This is a genomic window from Streptomyces sp. NPDC033131 (genome assembly GCF_055578365.1).
In genome coordinates, this window is record NZ_JBVIPA010000033.1 from 48,900 (window position 1) to 66,364 (window position 17,465).

The window sequence follows — 17,465 nt, forward strand, 5'->3', positions numbered from 1 at the left end:
GCGGATCAGGGCCTGGGCGGCGCGCTGCTGAAGTCGGGCGCCCGCTTGCCGAGGAAGGCGGCGACACCCTCACGGCCCGCGGCGGAGGCGGCCGCGGCGGCGAGCGCACGGGCCTCACGGTCCAGGTGCGGGTCCAGGTCCTCGGTCAGCCCGGCGGCGACCAGTCGGCGGGTCACACCGAAGGCGGTGGTCGGTCCGCGGAGCAGGGCCTCGGCCGTGCGCGCGGCCTCGGCGGCCAGCAGGTCGGCGGCGACGACCCGGCTCACCAGTCCGATCTCCTCGGCTTCCGCCGCTGGTACGCGGCGGTTGGTCAGCAGCAGGTCCAGGGCCCGCTTGGGGCCGACGAGACGGGGCAGGAACCAGCTGACTCCGGCGTCCGGTGAGTATCCGATGCCGGTGTACGCGGCGGTGAACGAGGCGTTGTCGGCGGCGAGGGTCAGATCGGCGGCCGCGGCCAGGCCGATACCCGCGCCTGCGACGGCTCCCTGCACGGCGGCCACCACGGGCGCGTCGCTCGCGGCGAACGTACGCAGCGCGTCGTGCAGCGCGTCGGTCACCGCGCTGAGGTGCTTCTCCAGTGCCTCACCGGAGAGCCGGGAGAACTCCCTGAGGTCGCCGCCGACGCAGAAGGACGTCCCCTCGCCGGTCAGCAGCACGACTCGTACGCCCTCACGTGCGCAGACCCGCGCCGCGTCCAGCAGTCCGCGCGCCATGTCCAGGTCGATGGCGTTGCCCGCCCCGCCCCGCCGCAACGTGACATGGGCCAGTCCGTCGTCGCGGATCTCAGTGCCGACGCTCATCGAGCTGTCCATCCGCCGTCGACGGTCAGCACCTGTCCGGTGCAGTAGGAGGAGGCGTCCGAGGCGAGGAACAGCAGGGCGCCGTCGAGTTCACGGCCGTCACCGCCGCGCCCCAGCAGGGTGTTGCGCTCGACCCAGCGGCTGGAGCGCTCGTCGCCGAAGAGGTCCTCGGTCATCTCGGTGCGGAACCAGCCCGGGGCGAGTGCGTTGACGCGTATGCCGCCGCGACCCCACTGGCCGGCCAACTCCCGGGTCAGGCCGATCAGTCCGGCTTTCGACGCCGAGTAGCTCGCGCCGCCGAGGGGGGCGGCGGTCACCAGGCCGAGAATGGAGGAGACGTTGATGATGGTCCTGCCACCCGTGTCGCCGGGCGCCTCGGCGGTGAGGCGGGCCAGATGGTAGGGCGCGGTGAGGTTGACGCCGAGGACGTCGGCGAAGGCATCCGGCGATTCGTCCTCGGCGCGGGTCTCGCCGGAGGCGGCCGCGTTGTTGACCAGGATGTCGATGCGGCCGGTGGCGGTCAGCGCGGCCTCGGCCAACCGCGTACGGTCGGCGGCGATCGCGACGTCACAGGCCACGGGGTGGATGTGTGGGTGGGAGTCGGCGAGTTCCTTCAGCCGGTCGATGCGGCGGGCCGCGGCGAACACGGTGGCGCCGGCCTGCGCGAGGACGGCGGCGAATCGTGCGCCGAGCCCGGCGGAGGCGCCGGTGACGAGGGCCGTCCGGCCCTGGAGCGAGAACAGCTCGGCGGCGCATCGAGGCGCGCTCACTCGTCCACCCCGATCGGCAGGGCGGTCGCGCCGCCGTCGAGCACCAGGGTCTGGCCGGTCATCCAGGAGGAGGCGTCACTGGCCAGGAACAGCGCCGCGTTCGCCACGTCCTCCACCGTGCCGAGGCGCCGCAGCGGCAGCTTGGCGGTGAGGATCGGTTCGCGCACCTCCCACACCGCCCGCGCCAGTTCCGTCTTGATCAGGCCGGGGGCGATGGCGTTCACCCGTGCCCGCGGCCCGAGTTCGTAGGCGAGCTGCCGGGTCATGTGCAGCATGGCGGCCTTGGTGGCGTTGTAGTAGCCGATGTGCGGGTCGACGATCAGCCCGCCGACGGAGGCGATGTTGATGACCGCTCCCCCGTGCTCGGCCATCCAGGCTCGCCAGGCGTACCGGGTCCAGGCGATCATTCCGTACTGGTTGACGCGGACGGTCTTCTCCGCCCGCGGCAGGTCCAGGTCGAGCAGGTCACCGTGGTACGGGTTGGTCGCCGCGTTGTTGACGAGGATGTCGACCCGGCCGAAGCGGGCCATGGTCTCGGCGACGCAGGCCTCGGCCTGCTCGGGTTCGCCGGCGTTGGCCACCACCGTGTGCAGGTCGCCGTCGCCCTTGACGCGCAGCAACTCCTCGCGCGCCTCGGCGAGTCCGGCCGCCTTGCGGGCCGCGATCACCACGTGTGCGCCGGCCGCCCGGTAGGCGGAGGCGATACCGAGCCCGATGCCACGGGATCCGCCGGTGATGACGGCGACCCGGCCGTCCAGAGTGTTGGCGCTCACGCGGCTCCTGCCTTCATGTCGGTCTTCTGGTGCTGGGCCTGCTCGGCCTGCTTCCGGTACTTGGCGAGTTCCTGGCGGGCCACCGTCCGCAGATGCACTTCGTCGGGGCCGTCGGCGATGCGCAGCGCCCGTGTGATGGCGTACAGCCGCGCCAGTACGGTGTCGTCGCTGACTCCCGCCGCGCCGTGCGCCTGCACCGCTCGGTCGACCACCTTGTGGGCGACCTCCAGCGCCGCGACCTTGATCGCGGCGACCTCCATACGGGCGGCGGCGTTGCCGACGGTGTCCATCAGCCAGGCGGACTTGAGGACGAGGAGGCGCAGTTGCTCGATCTCGATGCGGCTGCGGGCGATCCACTCGCGCACCACGCCCTGATCGGCGAGCGGTCCGCCGAAGGCGGTGCGTCCGGTGACGCGCTCGCACATCAGCTGCAGGGCACGTTCGGCGAAGCCCACGGCACGCATCGCGTAGTGCATCCGCCCCGGGCCCAGCCGTCCCTGGGCGAGCGCGAAGCCCTCTCCCTCACCCCTGAGGATGTTCTCCACCGGCACGCGGACGTCCTCGAAGAGCACGTCACCGTGTCCGAGCCGGTCGGTGTAGCCGAACATCGGCAGATCGCGCAGGACCGTGACGCCCGGGGTGTCCCGGGGGATGAGCAGCATGCTCTGCTGCCGGTAGGTGGGCGCGTCCGGATCGGTCTTGCCCATCAGGATGATCAGCTCGCAGTCGGGATCGAGAATCCCGGAGGTGTACCACTTGCGGCCGTTGACGACGTAGCTGTCTCCGTCGCGGGTGATGCGGGTACGGATGTTGCGCGCGTCGGAGCTGGCGACCTCCGGCTCGGTCATGGCGAAGCAGGAGCGGATCTCCGCGTCCAGCAGGGGCCGCAGCCAGCGCTCTTGCTGCTCGGGCGTGCCGTAGAGCGCGAGCAGTTCCATGTTGCCGGTGTCGGGCGCCGAGCAGTTGAACACCTCGGGGCCGATGATGGAGCGGCCCGCCAGTTCCATGAGGGGCGCGTATTCGAGGTTGGTGAGTCCGGCGCCCCAGTCGCCGTGCGCCATGAAGAGGTTCCACAGGCCCTCGGCGCGCGCCTTCTCCTTCAGCTCCGTCATGACGGGCGGCAGCGCGTGCGGGTCGTCCGCCTCGGCCAGCTGCCGGTCGTAGACCGCTTCCGCGGGGAGGACGTGCTGCTCCATGAACGACCGCATGCGGTCCTGCAGTTCACTCGCGCGGGGCGAGTATCCGAAATCCACGATTGCTCCTGTCCGGGGTGCCGTGGTGCCGGGGTTCGGGTGGTGGGTCCGGATCAGCCGAGGAGGTCGCGTGCCGTGCGGATCATCGCGGCGATGGTGGGCGGCAGTCGCTCCTGGTCCGGGTCGTGGTGCTTGCCCTCGCGGTGCCTGCGCAGGTTGTGGCCCATGATCGCGGCCATCTTCATGCGGCCGAGCGCCCGGAACCAGTCCATCGCGGGAAGCCGGGGCCGGCCGTCGAGGTAGGCGTCAAGCAGTTCGGCCTCACTCGGCAGGCCGGGCACGGCACGCCCCAGCTGGGGGAAGTTGCGGTGGTCGGCGAAGAGGAGGAACCAGCCGAGGTCGATGCGCGGGTCGCCGACGCTCCAGATCTCCCAGTCGACGACGGCCACCGCACGCTCGTCGACGCACAGCACGTTGCCGAGCCGGAAGTCCCCGTGCAGCAGGACCGGCGGGAGACCGCCGGGCACATCACGGGCGAGGCGTGCGAGCAACTCCACCCCACCAGGGCGTAGTTCGTCCGGGACGGCGTGCAGGGTGCGGCTCCACCGTTCCAACTCCCCCACCGCGTCGAGCGGTTCAGGCGGATCGAGCCCGGGTGTACGGGTGTCGGTGGCGTGCAGTCGCCGCAGCACGGCGGCGATCTCCAGCATGCGGGCGCGGGCCGTCGCGGCGGGCACCTCGGGTTCGTCGAGTACCGGCTCGACGGCATCCCCGACCGCGAAGTCCATCGCGAACCAGGCCGGTTGTGTCTCGTCGACGGCTGCGACACCCGGCACCGGCACCGCGGACCCGGCCAGCGCGCCCAGCACCCGCGCCTGGCGCAGCACGTCGTTGCGCCCGACGGGCCGCTGCCCCGGAGGGACCGCCTTGACGACGTACCTGGCGTCCCCCGCGGTGACGGAGTACGTGAGCCCCGAGTGACCGCCCGGAAGCACCTTCAACTCGCCCACCGGGGCGCCCGGATGGCGACGGGCGAGCTGGTCACGCACTCGGCCGGCCAGCTCCGACACCTGTGTGGCCGTGCTCATCGGACGGGCTCCTTCGGCAGGCCGAGCACGCGTTCGGCGAGGATGTTGTGCTGGATCTCGTCGGTGCCGCCCGCGATGCTGTATCCGGGGGCGCCGAGCAGGTGCTCCCTCCAGGCGTAGGTGCCCCACTCCCCCGTGTCCGCGACCAGGCTCGGGCCCAGCAGCTCGGAGACCAGGTCGCTGGTGCGCCGCATGGTCTCGGTGGCGTAGAGCTTGCCGACCGAGGCCTCCGCGCCGGGCTCGCGTCCGGCGACGAGGGCGGCGGTCACCCGCAGTCCGATGAGCCGCTGGACGAGGGTGCGGATGTGGAGGTCGGCGGCCCGCTGCTGTTCGCTGCCGGTGAGGGGGCGGGGCAGGTTTCCGGCGAGGTCCAGCGCCCGGTCGGCGTTGTCCAGGCCGAGGTTGCCGGAGTCGAGCCGTTCCGCGGCCAGCACACTGAGCGTGACCCGCCAGCCCTCGCCGACCGGCCCGAGCCGGTCGGTGTCGGGCACCACCACGCCGTCGAGGTAGACCTCGTTGAAGCTGGTGCCGCCCGTCATCTGCTGGATGGGCCGTACGGTCACGCCCGGCGCGTCCATGCGCACCAGGAAGACGGTGATGCCGGCGTGCTTGCGTACGTCCGGATCGGTACGGCACACCGCGACACCCCAGGTCGCGACGCGGGCCCCGGATGTCCAGACCTTGTGCCCGGTCAGCACCCAGTGGTCGTCGTCGCGCACCGCCTTGGTCCGCACGGCGGCGAGGTCGGAGCCGGCCTCGGTCTCCGAGAACAGCTGGCAGGCCAGTTCGTCGGTGCGCAGCATGGGCCGCAGCCAGCGCTCCTTCTGCTGCTCGGTGCCCCAGATGCCGATCGCGGGGGCGACGAGCTGCTGCGTCACCGGGAAGACCTCGGTGCGATGGGGGACGTCGAAGGCCGTCTCTTCGGTGCGGTAGAGCTGCTCGTAGTAGGCGGGGAGGTCACGTCCCCCGTACGCCTCCTGCCAGTTGAGCGCGCCCCACCCGTGGTCGTAGCGGGTGCGTTCCCACTCCTGGGTGCGGGCGGTGTGCTCGAGCTCCTGCTCCTGGGTCCAGTTCTCGAACACGGCCACGGAGTCGGAGCCGCTGCCCCATGCTCCGCCGGCGGCGCGCGGCCGGGCGACCGTGGTGAGCCACTGCCGGGCCTGGGCGCGGAACTCCTCGGGTTCCGGGATGGCGCTCATCTCTTCTCCTCCACCTCCATTCAGCGGGACAGCACCGTGCACGCGCTCACGCCGGGGGCGCCGTACACATGAGTGAAGCCGATCCCAGGTTCGCCGGGGACCTGGCGCTCGCCCGCGCGTCCGCGCAGCTGCTGGACGATCTCGTAGACCTGGCGCAGTCCCGAGGCACCGATGGGTTCGCCGTTGGCGATGCAGCCACCGTCGGTGTTGACCGGCAGGGTCCCGCCGATTTCGGTGGCACCGGAGGCGACCAGACGCTCCTGCTCGCCGTCCTCGCAGAACCCGCACTCGGCCATGTGCATGACCTCGGCACCGCTCTCCGTGTCCTGCAGCTGACAGACGTCGATGTCGCCGGGGCCGATTCCCGCCTCCTCGAAGGCGGCGGCCGAGGCATCCCTGCTGACGCTGGTCAGTTCACCACCGGGAATCCAGGGGCTGAAGACCTCGAACGAGCCGAAGCGCCGGGTGCGTACGGCCGCCGCACGCAAAGCGACCGGCGTGCCGTCCAAGGTGCGTGCCACCTTCGGGGAGCACAGCACCAGGGCGGCCGCACCCGCTCCCGGGGAGCAGAACATGTAGCGGGTCAGCGGATCGCTGACCATGCCGGAGTCGAGGATCTCCTCAACGGACACGGGCTTGCGCCGCCACGCCTCGGGGGTCAGACCTCCGTTGCGGTACGCCTTCTCGGCGACCAGGGCGAGGGTCCGCGGGGTGATGCCGTGGTCGTGCATGTAGCGCTGGATCTTCATGCCGAAGAACTGGGTGGTGACCATCAGCCCGTCGCTGCCGTACTCCGCTCCCAGCCCCCAGTCCTCGGGCCGCGGGTCGAAGGCGCCGCGCGGGTGTTTGTCGAAGCCGACGGCGAGGACGACGTCCGCCATGCCGGAGCGGATCGCGTTCACGGCGGAGATCAGCGTGCTGGCGCCGGTGGCGCAGCCGCTCTTGACGTTGATGAACGGCAGTCCGGTGAGGCCGAGTTGGGCTACCAGGGTGTCGGCGAGGCCGGCGTTGTCGCTGCCGCCGAACGCGGCCCGAACCCGCGACCACTCGATGCCGGCGTCCGCCAGCGCGGCGTTCACCGCGCCGACGGCCAGTTGCCGGCCGCTGGCCTCCGACCGGCCGAACGGGGTGCGCCCGGCGCCGCAGATCAGGACGTCGGTACTCATGAACCCTCCTCGCCGGGGGTCGTGGGCCTGGCCCGCGGGACGCCATCGCCGGCCCTGACGGTGAGGGGCATGCCGATGCGGATGTCGTCGAGGTCGTGGACGTCGAGTACGGCCGCCACCCGCACGCCTTCCGCCAGCTCGACGTAGCCGAGGGCGAACGGCTCGAAGCCGCCGGGCGGGGCCTGGTAGGGCGGGGACTTGGGCGCGTACCGCTGCACCGTCCAGGTCCACAGCCTGCCCGTACCCCGGAGGACCGCCGGATCGGCCGGTCCCCCGCAGCGGGGGCAGGCGTCCTCCGCGGGGTAGGCCGTCACCGCGCAGCCGGAGCAGCGTGAGCCCTGGAGCCCGGCGGCGACGGTCGGACTCCGCGGATCCGTGGCCATCCGGATCAGCGCCCCGTCCACTTGGGTTCACGCTTCTCCAGGAACGCCGACACGCCTTCGTTCGCGTCCTCGGAGTTGAGGGCCACGCCCACGGCGAGGTGCTCCATCACCATCAGGGACTGGATGTCGGCGTCCAGGCTGCGGTCGATCGTCATCTTCGTCAGCCACATCATGAAGGGGCTCTTGTCGACGAGGTCCCCGATGAAGGCATCGACCGTCTCGTCCAGCTTGTCGGCCGGGGCGGATTTGTTGATCAGTCCGAAGTCGACGGCCTCGATACCGGAGAGGAGCTTGCCGGTGAGCATCAGCTCCTTGGTCTTGCGGATGCCGATCATGCGCGGCACCCGGTAGATCGGGCCGGCCCCGCCGAACAGGGCGCGGCGGATGTGGAAGTCGCCGATCTTGGCGTCGTCCGCGGAGATGGCGAAATCACAGGAGATCATGATTTCGAAGCCGCCGGCGGTGACGTAGCCCTCCAGGACAGCCACCGAGGGGGTCTTCATCGAGTAGAGGCGGTCGCACACCTTCGCGGACTTCACCGCGACGTCGATCGCGTTGGACTTGCCGACGTACTCCGCCTTCAGACTGTCGAGGTCGAAGCCCGAACAGAACGTGCCGCCGCGGCCGCGGACCACCAGAACGCGCAGCTCGGGGTCCTCGTCTACCTCGGTGATGATCTCGTCGAGCCGGTCCAGGATCGGCACGGTGACGCAGTTCTTCTTCCACGGGCGGTTGAGCCACACACGGGCGACGTTGCCGTCACGCTCGAACTGAATCTCGTCTTCCACTGCCATCTCAGCCTCCAAATTGAACTGAATTCACTACAAGTCTGCGAGGATGAAGGTGCGCTGTCAACCCTTTGATCGAAACAGATTCCGGAGGTGAAGCCACCCCTGCGCTGCACTGGAACGCTTCCGGCAAGTGATCAAACTGAATCCGATTCAAATACACGGGCGCAGCGCGGTGGAAACCTTCCGGAGGAAGGGACGGTCCCGTCGCCTGCCGGCGCGGTGCGCGGGCCGTGGCCCACGCGGATCGTCACAGCCGCTGCGCGGCGACGGCCGCCGCGGCCGCGCGTCCCTCCGCGACGGCGTGCGCGATGCGGCGCGGCACGACGCAGTCGCCGACCGCGCGGACGGTCTGGTGGGCGGCCGGGGTGAAGTCGGGACGGTGCGCGCGTCGTTCGCCGACGGTGACCAGGACGTCGGCGGCGAGGTGCGTCTGTCGCCCGTCCAGCACATGGCGCAGACGAACGCCGTCGGCGGTCGTCGAGGTCACGGTGCTCAGCGCGACGACGCGCACGGGTGCGCCGGTGAGACGGTGCAGCAACTGGGTGCGGTTCTCCGGCGACAGGCCCGACGCGAAACCGGTGCCAGGCGTGATGGCGGTGACCTCCCGCGCACCGGCCGACAGCGCGCTCTCCACCGCGCTGATGCCCGGCCACCAGCCGAAACCGTCATCGAGGACGGCGACGCCGAGTGCTGTGGGCACGACGTCCGCGTACCGGCGCAGGAAATCCGTACTGGTGAGCGTCCGAAGCTCGCCCGGTACGAGGACGGGCTCTTCCTCCGCGCCGGTGGCGAGCACGATCTGGGTGTACGCCGCCATGTCGTCCGCCCCCGGGCAGGTGCCCAGCAGCACGCGCGCACCGAGAGCGGCAAGCTGCTCGCGCTGGTGGTCGACGAACTTCTGCCAGCCGGAGCGATGCGGGGCGAGGGAGGCGAGGCGCGCCTGACCGCCGGCTTGCCGGGCCGTGTCGAAGACGGTCACCTCGGCGCCGGATCGGGCGAGTGCCATCGCGCACTCCATGCCGGCGGGGCCCGCTCCCAGGACGGCGACAGGTCCACTGCGGGAGTCCGCCGGGGTGCGCGGCAACGGCTCGGCCGGCCTGGTGAGCAGCAGCGGGACGGCCGGGCGGCCGGCGGCTCCCGGCGGGCCGAGTTCGGGGTTCACCGAGCACGATCCGGTGGGCTCGAAGGTCCGGCAGCCCTCGTTGCAGCCCGTGCAGGGGCGTACGGATCGCTCGTCGCCCGCGATCACCTTGCGGGCGAAGTCGGGGTCGGCGATGAACGGACGGGCCAGGCCGACCAGATCGGCCCCCGAGTCAAGGGCACGCTCGATGTCCGCGACCGACCTGAAGCCCTGGCTGACCAGGAGCGGCAGGGCGACGGCCGAGCGGAGCCGGGCCACGGACTCCAGCAGCGGCGGGCGGGTGGTGGCCATGCCGGGGACGTAGGTGTTGCGGACGCCGGTGGTGATGTTGACGTACGCGAAGGGCGAGGCGGCGCACAGGCGCGGCAGCAGCTCGATCAGGTCGTCCAGGCCGAGTCCGGAGTCCGCGCCGGGCTCCACCGACACCCGTACACCGATGGGGAGTTCGCCGATCTCGGTGCGGATGGCGTCGATCACCCGGGCGGGCAGGGCGATGCGGTCGCCGTACTCGTCATCGCGGGAGTTGTTGACCCGGGAGAGGAACTGGGCGAGCAGATAGCCGTGGCCGGCGTGCAGTTCCACGCCGTGGAAACCGGCTTGCACACTGTTCGCCGCGCAGATGCGGAAGGCGTCGACGACGCCGCGCACCTCTTCGGTGCTCAGCGGGTGCGGCGCGGCCGCCTCGCGGGGCGAGCGGACGGCCGCGGCGGAGACCGGCGCGTAGTGGGTGCCGGCGCCCAGGGTCTCCCGGCCGAGATGGACGAGCTGTGCGACGGCGACAGCACCCCCGTCGGTGATGGCCTCGGTGCGGCGGCGTACGGCGTCCTGGATCTCGGGGCGCCACGCTTCGGTCAGATAGCGCTGCGGCAGCGTCGACTCGGGGGCCACGGCGGTGCCTCCGGTGATCACCATGGCGGCGCCGCCCTGGGCCAGTCGCCGCCAGTAGGCCGCGTCGGCCTCGGTGGGGGCACCGTCGGTGACGGCGGCGGTGGCGTGGGCGGTGGCGACGAGGCGGTTGCGGAGGGTGAGACCGCCGAGTGCGAAGGGTGCGGCGAGGGCGAGTGGGGGGCGTGGGGTCGGCGTCATACGGCTCTCTTCGCTGTCCTCTTTGCCCGTTCAGGCAGCGGAGCGGGCGGCCAGCCCAATGAGTTCGGCGAGTCGGACCCGGTGCCCGTCCGTCGTGCCGAACAGCACCTCGCTGCTGCGTGCGCGGCGTACATACAGATGGGCCGGGTGCTCCCAGGTGAAGCCGATGCCGCCGTGCAGCTGGACGTATTCGGCCGTGGCCAGGAGGAAGGTCTCGGAGCAGACCACGGCGGCGGCACAGGAGGCCACCGGAAGTTGCCGCGGGGCAACGGCGGCGCAGGCAGTTGCGTACGCCGACGCCGAGCGGGCCGCCTCCAGCGCGACCAGCACATCGGCCAGCCGGTGCTTGACAGCCTGGAAGGAACCGATGGGGCGCCCGAACTGGTGGCGCTGTGCGACGAATGCGACCGTGGCGTCCAGCGCGTGCCCGCTGCCCCCGACCTGTTCGGCCGCCAGCGCGGCCCGACCGGTGTCGAGGGTCGCCGAGACCGTGTCTTCGGTGCCCTCCGCCGTCCCCACGGCGGTGGCCGGTGCGCCCCGGAATTCCACCAGCGCCTGGCGGCGCGTCTCGTCCAGGACACGGCGCGGAGTCCGCCGGCAGGTGTGCGGGGCGGGCTCACAGGCGAACAGCCGCGGTCCGGCCGGCGTTTGCGCCCGTACCAGGATCAGGTCCGCGCCCGCCCCGTCGAGAACGAAGTCCGCCCGGCCCCGCAGCAGCCAGCCCGAGCCACCCTGCTCGGCGATGACGCCGAACTCGTCGGTCTCGGGTTCTGCGGGCTTGTCGGCGTCGAACCCGGCCACGGTCGCGGTGAGCGTGCCGTCGGCGATCCGCGGCAGGTAGCGCTCGCACGCCGTGCGGTCGTCGCTGTACAGCAGGGCGTGAGCGGCGAGGACCACCGTGGGCAGAAGTGGCGCGCAGTCCAGGGCGCGCCCGGATTCCTCGAGGGCTACGGCGAGTTCGGCGAACGTGTAGCCCGACCCGCCGTACGCCTCCGGAACGGCCAGTCCGTGGACCCCGATCTCGCCCGCGAGCCGCCTCCAGAGCACTTCGTCATATCCGCGTGGGATGGCCGACCGCTTGCGGACATCCTCGGCACCACTCGCCTCGGTGTGGAAGTCCCGCAGGACGGCGCGCAGTTGCCGCTGTTCGTCGGTTTCGGACAGCGACTGGGGGTCGATCTCGGGGTGACGACGACGCATGGGCGCTCCTCACAAAACTGAACTCAATTCATTGACCGTAGGGACAGGAGCCCCGTCGGGCAAGACCTGCGCACGAGTTGCTTTCGCTCAGGCGGTGAACCGGCCGCCGTTGGCGAGCAGCACCGCGCCGACCAGGTTCGCCGCGGCATCGCTGGCGAGGAAGAGAGCGATGTCGGCGATCTCCTCGGGTGTCGCGTACGGGCGCACCCGCGGGTCGGCGAAACCGGCCCGCAGCGCCTGGGGCGTGCGCGCCGCCATCCCCGTCTCCGTCGGCCCCGGAGCCACCACGTTCACGCGGATCCCGGACGCGATGACCTCCTTGGCCACGGCCTGGGTCAGTGCGTGCACACCTGCCTTGGAGGCGGCGTAGTGGGGATATCCGACGGGGGTGTCGAAGGCCGACGACGAGCCGATCACCACGATCGCCCCGGCCCCGAAGGGCCGCATGACCCGCACCGCGGCGCGCAGCACATGGAACGTACCGTCCAGGTTGACCCGCATGACGCGCCGCCAGGAGGTGTCGTCGAGGGAATCGATCATCTCGACGGGCCGTCCCTCGACCAGCGCGGCCGCGATGCGCTCCTTGGCCTCGGGGTCGTCGACCCCGGCCGCGTGCACCAGGACGTCGAGCCGTCCGTGCCGGTGCAGCACGTCCTGGACGACGGCGTCGACGGCCGCGGGGTCCGCCACGTCGAGTGCGACCGCCTCGGCGGCAGGCAGTTCCTTGGCGACGGCCGCGGCGCCCTTGCTGTTCACGTCGGCCAGGACGACGGCCCGCGCACCTTCCGCGGCCAGTTGCCGTGCGACCGCCGCACCCATGCCGGAGCCGGCACCCGTCACCATCGCGACCTTGGCCGCGAACCTTTCCGTCTGCACGTCCCTGCGCATCGAGCCGATCCCTCCCTCACTGCCGCATTCATCGGTCTATTGAACTGACTTCACCTCTGTTACCGTGGCGACCTCGGGGCTGACAAACAAGACCTGGGGACGGTGAAGATGAGGGCACTGCGACTGACAGCGTGGGGCGAGCCCCCGACGCAGACCGAGGTCGAGCGGCCCGTCCCCCACGGCGCCGAGGTACTGGTGCGTGTCGAAGCCACCGGGCTGTGCCACTCCGACCTGCACGTCATCGACGCGGCTGCGGGAGCACTCCCTTACCGGCTGCCGTTCACTCTCGGCCACGAGGTCGCCGGGCGGACCGCGGCCCTGGGGCCCGATGCCGACGGGGTGGCGGTCGGTGACCGCGTGGTGCTGTACGGGCCGTGGGGGTGCGGCGCCTGCGGCCGCTGCGCCGCGGGCCGGGACAACTACTGCGACCGGCGCGGCGCCCTCGCCTGGCACGGCGCGGGACTGGGCCGGGACGGCGGGATGGCCGAGTACGTCCTCGTCCCGTCCGCGCGCCAGCTGGTGCCCATCGGCGACCTGCCGGCCGATCAGGCGGCTCCGCTCTCCGACGCGGGCCTGACGCCCCATCACGCCGTGGCCGGTCTCCGGCACACGCTCGGGGAGGGCACCACCACCGCCGTCATCGGTGTCGGCGGGCTCGGTCACCTGGCAGTACAGATCCTCCGCGCGACCACCCCAAGCCGCGTCCTGGTTGTCGACGTCCGGGAGGAGGCCCTGGCTCTCGCGGACCGCTCCGGCGCGGACTTCGGCACCCTGCTCCGGGCGGACACCGCGGAGGTCCTGCTCAAGCGCAGTGGTGGCGCGGGAGCGGACGCCGTCCTCGACTTCGTCGGCACCACCGAGACGCTGGAACTCGCGACCGGCATTCTGCGCCCGGGTGGTGAACTCGCCGTCGTCGGCAGCGGCGGCGGCCGGCTGACGGTCTCCAAGCCGGGCGCTCTCCCACCGGGCTGCAGACTCTCACTGCCCTTCTGGGGCACCCGCCCCGAGCTCGCCGAGGTCGTGGCGCTGGCCCGCTCGGGGGCGATCCGCGTCGAGACGGAGCAGTTCCCGCTGTCCGCCGCGCCGGAGGCAATCGACCGGCTGCGCCGGGGCCGGGTGCGGGGGCGGGCCGTACTCGTCCCCGACTGACCCGGCTCGGACGTACACGCATGCTCGGAAGGGAAGTTCAGGATGCGCTTCGAAGGAAAGGTCGCGATCGTCACCGGCGGGGCCCGGGGCATGGGCGCCTCACACGTACGCGGGTTGGCCGCGGAAGGCGCCCGGGTCGCCGTCTGCGACCTGCTGGACGACGAGGGGGAGGCTCTGGCCCAGAGCCTCCCCGCCGCGCGGTACCACCATCTCGACGTCACCGAGGAGGAGGCGTGGCAGTCTGTCGTCCGCGCCGTCGAGGACACCGTCGGCCCCGTGGACGTCCTGGTCAACAATGCGGGGATCATTCACTTCGGCGGCGTGGAAGAGCAGTCGCCCGAGCACTTCCGCCGGATCATCGACGTCAACCTGGTGGGCACCTTCCTCGGCATGCACACCGTCCTGCCCGGCATGCGCGGTCGCGGCCACGGGACGGTCGTCAACATCTCCTCGGCCGCCGGCCTCATGGGTTTCGCCGACGGCATCGGCTATGTGGCGAGCAAGTGGGGGATTCGGGGAATGACCAAGGCCGCAGCACTGGACATGGCGGGCACCGGGGTGCGCGTCAACTCCGTACATCCGGGCGTCATCCGCACGCCCATGGGTGACAGGGCCGCACCCGAACTCTTCGCCGCTCAGCCGGTACCGCGCATCGGGGAGCCCGAGGAGGTCACGCGCATGGTGCTCTTCCTGGCGAGCGACGACGCCTCCTACACCACGGGCGGCGAGTTCCTCGTCGACGGCGGCCAGACCATCGGCCACACCGGTCACGCCCACGCGACGGTGGACCAGTAGGGCTTGGTCAGATCGACGTCGGAGCTGGTACGTCGCGGTGAGAGGCGCACGGACGCCGGGTTGCGCTTCTTGGCGCGACGAACCTCAAGAAGGGTCGAGTGCACATGTCGGACCACCAGACGGTCGACCTGCTCGTCATCGGGGCGGGAATGGCCGGCCTGACCGCGGGCGCGAGAGCCGTACGCAACGGGTTGACCGTCGTGGTCGTCGAGGCCGGCGGTGACGTCGGGGGATCCGCGCGGTTCGCCGGTTACGCCTGGACCGCCCCGAGCCACGAGGTGATGGAGCAGCACAACCCGGGCGGAGACGCCTCGCTCAAGCGCGCCCTCGTCGACCGCTTCCAGGACGGCATCGCGTGGATTCGGAGCACGGGGGTCGAGGCCAAGGACGCTCAGCCCATCCTCAGCTTCGGCCAGGGGCACCGGTTCGACACCCATCACTACCTCGACACCTGCCGCCGCATCATCGTGGCGGCGGGAGGTGAGCTGCTGCTGACCACCGACACCGAGCGGCTCCTCCTGGAGGACGGGGCCGTGACCGGAGCGGACCTCGTCACGAGCGACGGCACCCGACGAACCGTGCGCGCCACCTCGACGCTCCTGGCCACGGGGGGCTTCCAGGGAGACGCGGACCTCCGCAACGAGCTCGTCCACCCGCACGCCGACCGCATGGAACTGCGCTCCAACCCCCACAGCCGCGGGGGCGGCCACCGCCTGGCGACCGCCGCCGGGGCATCGACCGGGCTGCCCGGCGCCGGCTTCTACGGACATCTGATCCCGAGCGGCATCCCGTTCGCGGACCCGTCGGACTACGTCGACCTGTCGCTGTACTACAGCGAGCACGCGCTGCTGTTCAATCTGCGCAACGAGCGGTTCACCGACGAGACGCTGGGCGATCACCTGACGACGATGGCGCTGATGGAACAGCCCGAGAACCGCGGGCTCCTCATCGCCGACGCCCGCGTGTTCCGCGACTGGATGGTGGGCTCGTACGTGGAAGGGGCGGTCGCCGTCGACAAGTTCGCGCTGGCCGGCAAACGGGGCGGCCGGGTCGGCTTCGCCGAGGATCTCGACGAACTCGCCTACCTTCCCGAGGAGTGGGGATACGACAGGCCGGCCGTCCGCTCGGCTGTCGAGCGGTTCAACGCCCTGGCGGCGGCGGGAGAGGATCCCGTGCCGGGCCGCCGGCTCGACCGCCTGCCGCTCGACGAACCGCCCTACTACGTCGTCGAGACGGTGCCGGCCATCACCTTCCCGTTCCACGGGATCCGCATCGACGACCGGGCACGGGTTCTAGGAGAGGACGGCGAGCCGGTGGAAGGGCTCCTAGCGGCAGGTTCGGACACCGGAGGCCTGTGGTTCCGGGCCTACGCCGGCGGCATCGCGTCGGCTCTGGTGTTCGGACTCGCCGCGGCCGACTCCGCGACGGTGAAGTCCACGAACGCCCACCGGAGCTCCGGCTCCGGCTGCGCCGGCCCAGGCGCCTGAACTCACTTCGACAACCCATCGGCTGCCGACGCACCCGCCCTTGGATTCGTGAGCCGAGAGGTCGACCATGATGACTGGAACAAGGCAGTTCAGGGACCAGATGCGCACCCGGGCCGGGTCGGTTCACGCGCCCCTGGAAGGCGCGGCGGCGGTCGGCCGTGAGATCCGGCCGATCGCCTACCCGCGCGGCGAGGTCCGGGCATCGGACTTCCGCGTCGTCGAAGTCGAGGTGCGGCAACCGCGGCGGGGTGAGGTGCTGGTGCGCAACAACTGGACCTCTGTGGACGCCGCACTCCGGCTACGGCTCAGGGAGACGGCACCGCCGGGATACTTTCCGGCGTTTCCCCTCGAAGAACCGATGGACGGAATCATGACCGTCGGGGAGGTCGTCGAGTCTCGCGCCGACGGGTTCGCCCCCGGCGACATGGTGTGGCACGCCTCCGGCTGGCGCGACTACGCGGTCGTCGAGGCAGGGAAGCAGGCTCTCGGCGGTGTCGGCACGCTCACGAAGCTCGACGTGCGCGTCGCGCCTGCACAGGCCCACCTCGGCGCCCTCGGCGCCAACGGACTCACCGCCTACGCCGGCCTCTTCCATGCCGCGGGTCTCCGCGACGGTGACGTCGTCTGGGTCTCCGCCGCGGCCGGCGCCGTCGGCAGCCTCGCCGCGCAGATGGCGAAGATCCGCGGGCATCGCGTCATCGGCAGCGCCGGTTCCGACGAGAAGGTGCGCTACCTCCTGGAGGAACTCGGGCTGGACGCCGCGTTCAACTACAAGCGCGCAGCTCTCCCCGGCCTCCTGCGCGAGGCGGCTCCGGACGGCATTGACGTCTACTTCGACAACGTCGGTGGCGACCACCTCGAGGCCGCTCTCGGGGCGCTGCGGAGGTCGGGCCGCGTCGCGATCTGCGGCATGGTCTCGGAGTACGCGGCCGAGGAGCCGCCGCCCGGCCCCGGAAACCTCATGCTGGCGGTGACGAAGGACCTGACGATCCGCGGCTTCCGAGCCAGCGGCCACACCCACCTGCTGCCCGAGATGGGCCGGTGCGTGGGCGCATGGATCCGCGAGGGCCGCCTCCGCTGCCGCGAAAGCGTCGTCGACGGTTTGGCGCAGGCGCCGTTGGCGCTGGCGGGACTGCTGCGGGGCGACAACACCGGCAAGACGCTTGTGCGGATCGACGGCGTCACGCATCGTGAGAGCGCCGCCGACTGAGACCCGGTCGGGCGCGCGGGACTGTCCCCGCACATACCGAGCCCAGTACCGTTGCGGTCGTCGCCGCGCTGCCCGGCGAGAACGCCTCCAGATGCCGCCGCCCCACCCACCGGGGCCTCGCTCGCGTCATCGCTGAACTGAAATAAGTCCAATCCTCGCCACCGGTCGGCGGCCCGACCGTACGGCAGGACCGCCTCACCGCACTCCGCGCACAGCCCGGCCACCGCCCACACCGCTGTGCACCTTGCCTCAAGGCATCTCTGACCTCACGAACTGTCAGACTTCGCCCACCTACGAGCCGTGCCGGGCCGAATCGAGCAGCCCCCTTGCCGCCTTGCGGACCGGT

At 71.5% G+C, this 17,465-nt stretch carries 16 protein-coding genes; 4 read left to right on the forward strand and 12 right to left on the reverse strand.

What is annotated here, in order from left to right; all coding sequences use genetic code 11:
• Nucleotides 1–5: 5 nt before the first annotated feature.
• The 12 genes from ACZ5XS_RS32965 to ACZ5XS_RS33020 form a co-directional block, all read right to left on the reverse strand.
• The gene (locus tag ACZ5XS_RS32965) at nucleotides 6–800 is read right to left on the reverse strand and encodes an enoyl-CoA hydratase/isomerase family protein (RefSeq protein WP_468657551.1); all 795 of its coding nucleotides are present in this window, start codon (nucleotides 798–800) and stop codon (nucleotides 6–8) included.
• Entirely contained in the window at nucleotides 797–1,570 is a 774-nt protein-coding gene (locus ACZ5XS_RS32970) for an SDR family NAD(P)-dependent oxidoreductase (RefSeq protein WP_468657553.1), read from the reverse strand. The genes ACZ5XS_RS32965 and ACZ5XS_RS32970 overlap by 4 nt, the downstream gene beginning before the upstream one ends.
• On the reverse strand, nucleotides 1,567–2,343 hold the full coding sequence (locus ACZ5XS_RS32975; RefSeq protein WP_468657555.1) for an SDR family oxidoreductase: 777 nt from the start codon (nucleotides 2,341–2,343) through the stop codon (nucleotides 1,567–1,569). The genes ACZ5XS_RS32970 and ACZ5XS_RS32975 overlap by 4 nt, the downstream gene beginning before the upstream one ends.
• Nucleotides 2,340–3,596, reverse strand: coding sequence for an acyl-CoA dehydrogenase family protein (locus tag ACZ5XS_RS32980; RefSeq protein ID WP_468657557.1), 1,257 nt, complete (start codon nucleotides 3,594–3,596; stop codon nucleotides 2,340–2,342). Before ACZ5XS_RS32980 ends, ACZ5XS_RS32975 begins: the two co-directional genes overlap by 4 nt.
• 53 nt (nucleotides 3,597–3,649) lie before the next feature.
• Nucleotides 3,650–4,624, reverse strand: coding sequence for a phosphotransferase family protein (locus tag ACZ5XS_RS32985; protein ID WP_468657559.1), 975 nt, complete (start codon nucleotides 4,622–4,624; stop codon nucleotides 3,650–3,652).
• On the reverse strand, nucleotides 4,621–5,823 hold the full coding sequence (locus ACZ5XS_RS32990) for an acyl-CoA dehydrogenase family protein (protein ID WP_468657561.1): 1,203 nt from the start codon (nucleotides 5,821–5,823) through the stop codon (nucleotides 4,621–4,623). The genes ACZ5XS_RS32985 and ACZ5XS_RS32990 overlap by 4 nt, the downstream gene beginning before the upstream one ends.
• Nucleotides 5,824–5,843: 20 nt before the next feature.
• Nucleotides 5,844–6,989 (reverse strand): thiolase family protein, encoded by a 1,146-nt coding sequence (locus tag ACZ5XS_RS32995; protein WP_468657563.1) that lies wholly within the window; start codon nucleotides 6,987–6,989, stop codon nucleotides 5,844–5,846.
• Nucleotides 6,986–7,372 carry a Zn-ribbon domain-containing OB-fold protein gene (locus ACZ5XS_RS33000; protein WP_468657641.1) on the reverse strand — a complete coding sequence of 129 codons (387 nt, stop codon included), beginning with the start codon at nucleotides 7,370–7,372 and terminating at the stop codon, nucleotides 6,986–6,988. Before ACZ5XS_RS33000 ends, ACZ5XS_RS32995 begins: the two co-directional genes overlap by 4 nt.
• A 5-nt stretch (nucleotides 7,373–7,377) precedes the next feature.
• Complete coding sequence (locus tag ACZ5XS_RS33005) at nucleotides 7,378–8,166, reverse strand: enoyl-CoA hydratase/isomerase family protein (RefSeq protein ID WP_468657565.1); 789 nt, start codon at nucleotides 8,164–8,166, stop codon at nucleotides 7,378–7,380.
• Nucleotides 8,167–8,410: 244 nt separating this feature from the next.
• Nucleotides 8,411–10,390, reverse strand: a complete 1,980-nt coding sequence (locus ACZ5XS_RS33010; protein WP_468657567.1) for an oxidoreductase — start codon at nucleotides 10,388–10,390, stop codon at nucleotides 8,411–8,413.
• A 30-nt stretch (nucleotides 10,391–10,420) separates the two neighbouring features.
• Complete coding sequence (locus ACZ5XS_RS33015) at nucleotides 10,421–11,590, reverse strand: acyl-CoA dehydrogenase family protein (protein ID WP_468657569.1); 1,170 nt, start codon at nucleotides 11,588–11,590, stop codon at nucleotides 10,421–10,423.
• A gap of 87 nt (nucleotides 11,591–11,677) precedes the next feature.
• Nucleotides 11,678–12,478, reverse strand: a complete 801-nt coding sequence (locus ACZ5XS_RS33020; protein ID WP_468657571.1) for an SDR family NAD(P)-dependent oxidoreductase — start codon at nucleotides 12,476–12,478, stop codon at nucleotides 11,678–11,680.
• 108 nt (nucleotides 12,479–12,586) lie between these two features.
• On the opposite strand from ACZ5XS_RS33020, the gene ACZ5XS_RS33025 reads away from it, so the two are divergent.
• The 4 genes from ACZ5XS_RS33025 (at nucleotide 12,587) to ACZ5XS_RS33040 (ending at nucleotide 17,119) form a co-directional block, all read left to right on the forward strand.
• Nucleotides 12,587–13,627: an NAD(P)-dependent alcohol dehydrogenase gene (locus tag ACZ5XS_RS33025; RefSeq protein WP_468657573.1), complete on the forward strand. Its 1,041-nt coding sequence runs from the start codon at nucleotides 12,587–12,589 to the stop codon at nucleotides 13,625–13,627.
• 42 nt (nucleotides 13,628–13,669) lie between these two features.
• A complete protein-coding gene (locus ACZ5XS_RS33030) occupies nucleotides 13,670–14,422 on the forward strand; it encodes an SDR family oxidoreductase (protein ID WP_468657575.1) in 753 nt (250 codons plus the stop codon).
• 104 nt (nucleotides 14,423–14,526) lie between these two features.
• Nucleotides 14,527–15,909, forward strand: a complete 1,383-nt coding sequence (locus ACZ5XS_RS33035; protein WP_468657577.1) for an FAD-dependent oxidoreductase — start codon at nucleotides 14,527–14,529, stop codon at nucleotides 15,907–15,909.
• A gap of 100 nt (nucleotides 15,910–16,009) precedes the next feature.
• On the forward strand, nucleotides 16,010–17,119 hold the full coding sequence (locus ACZ5XS_RS33040) for an NADP-dependent oxidoreductase (RefSeq protein WP_468657643.1): 1,110 nt from the start codon (nucleotides 16,010–16,012) through the stop codon (nucleotides 17,117–17,119).
• Nucleotides 17,120–17,465: the final 346 nt, after the last annotated feature.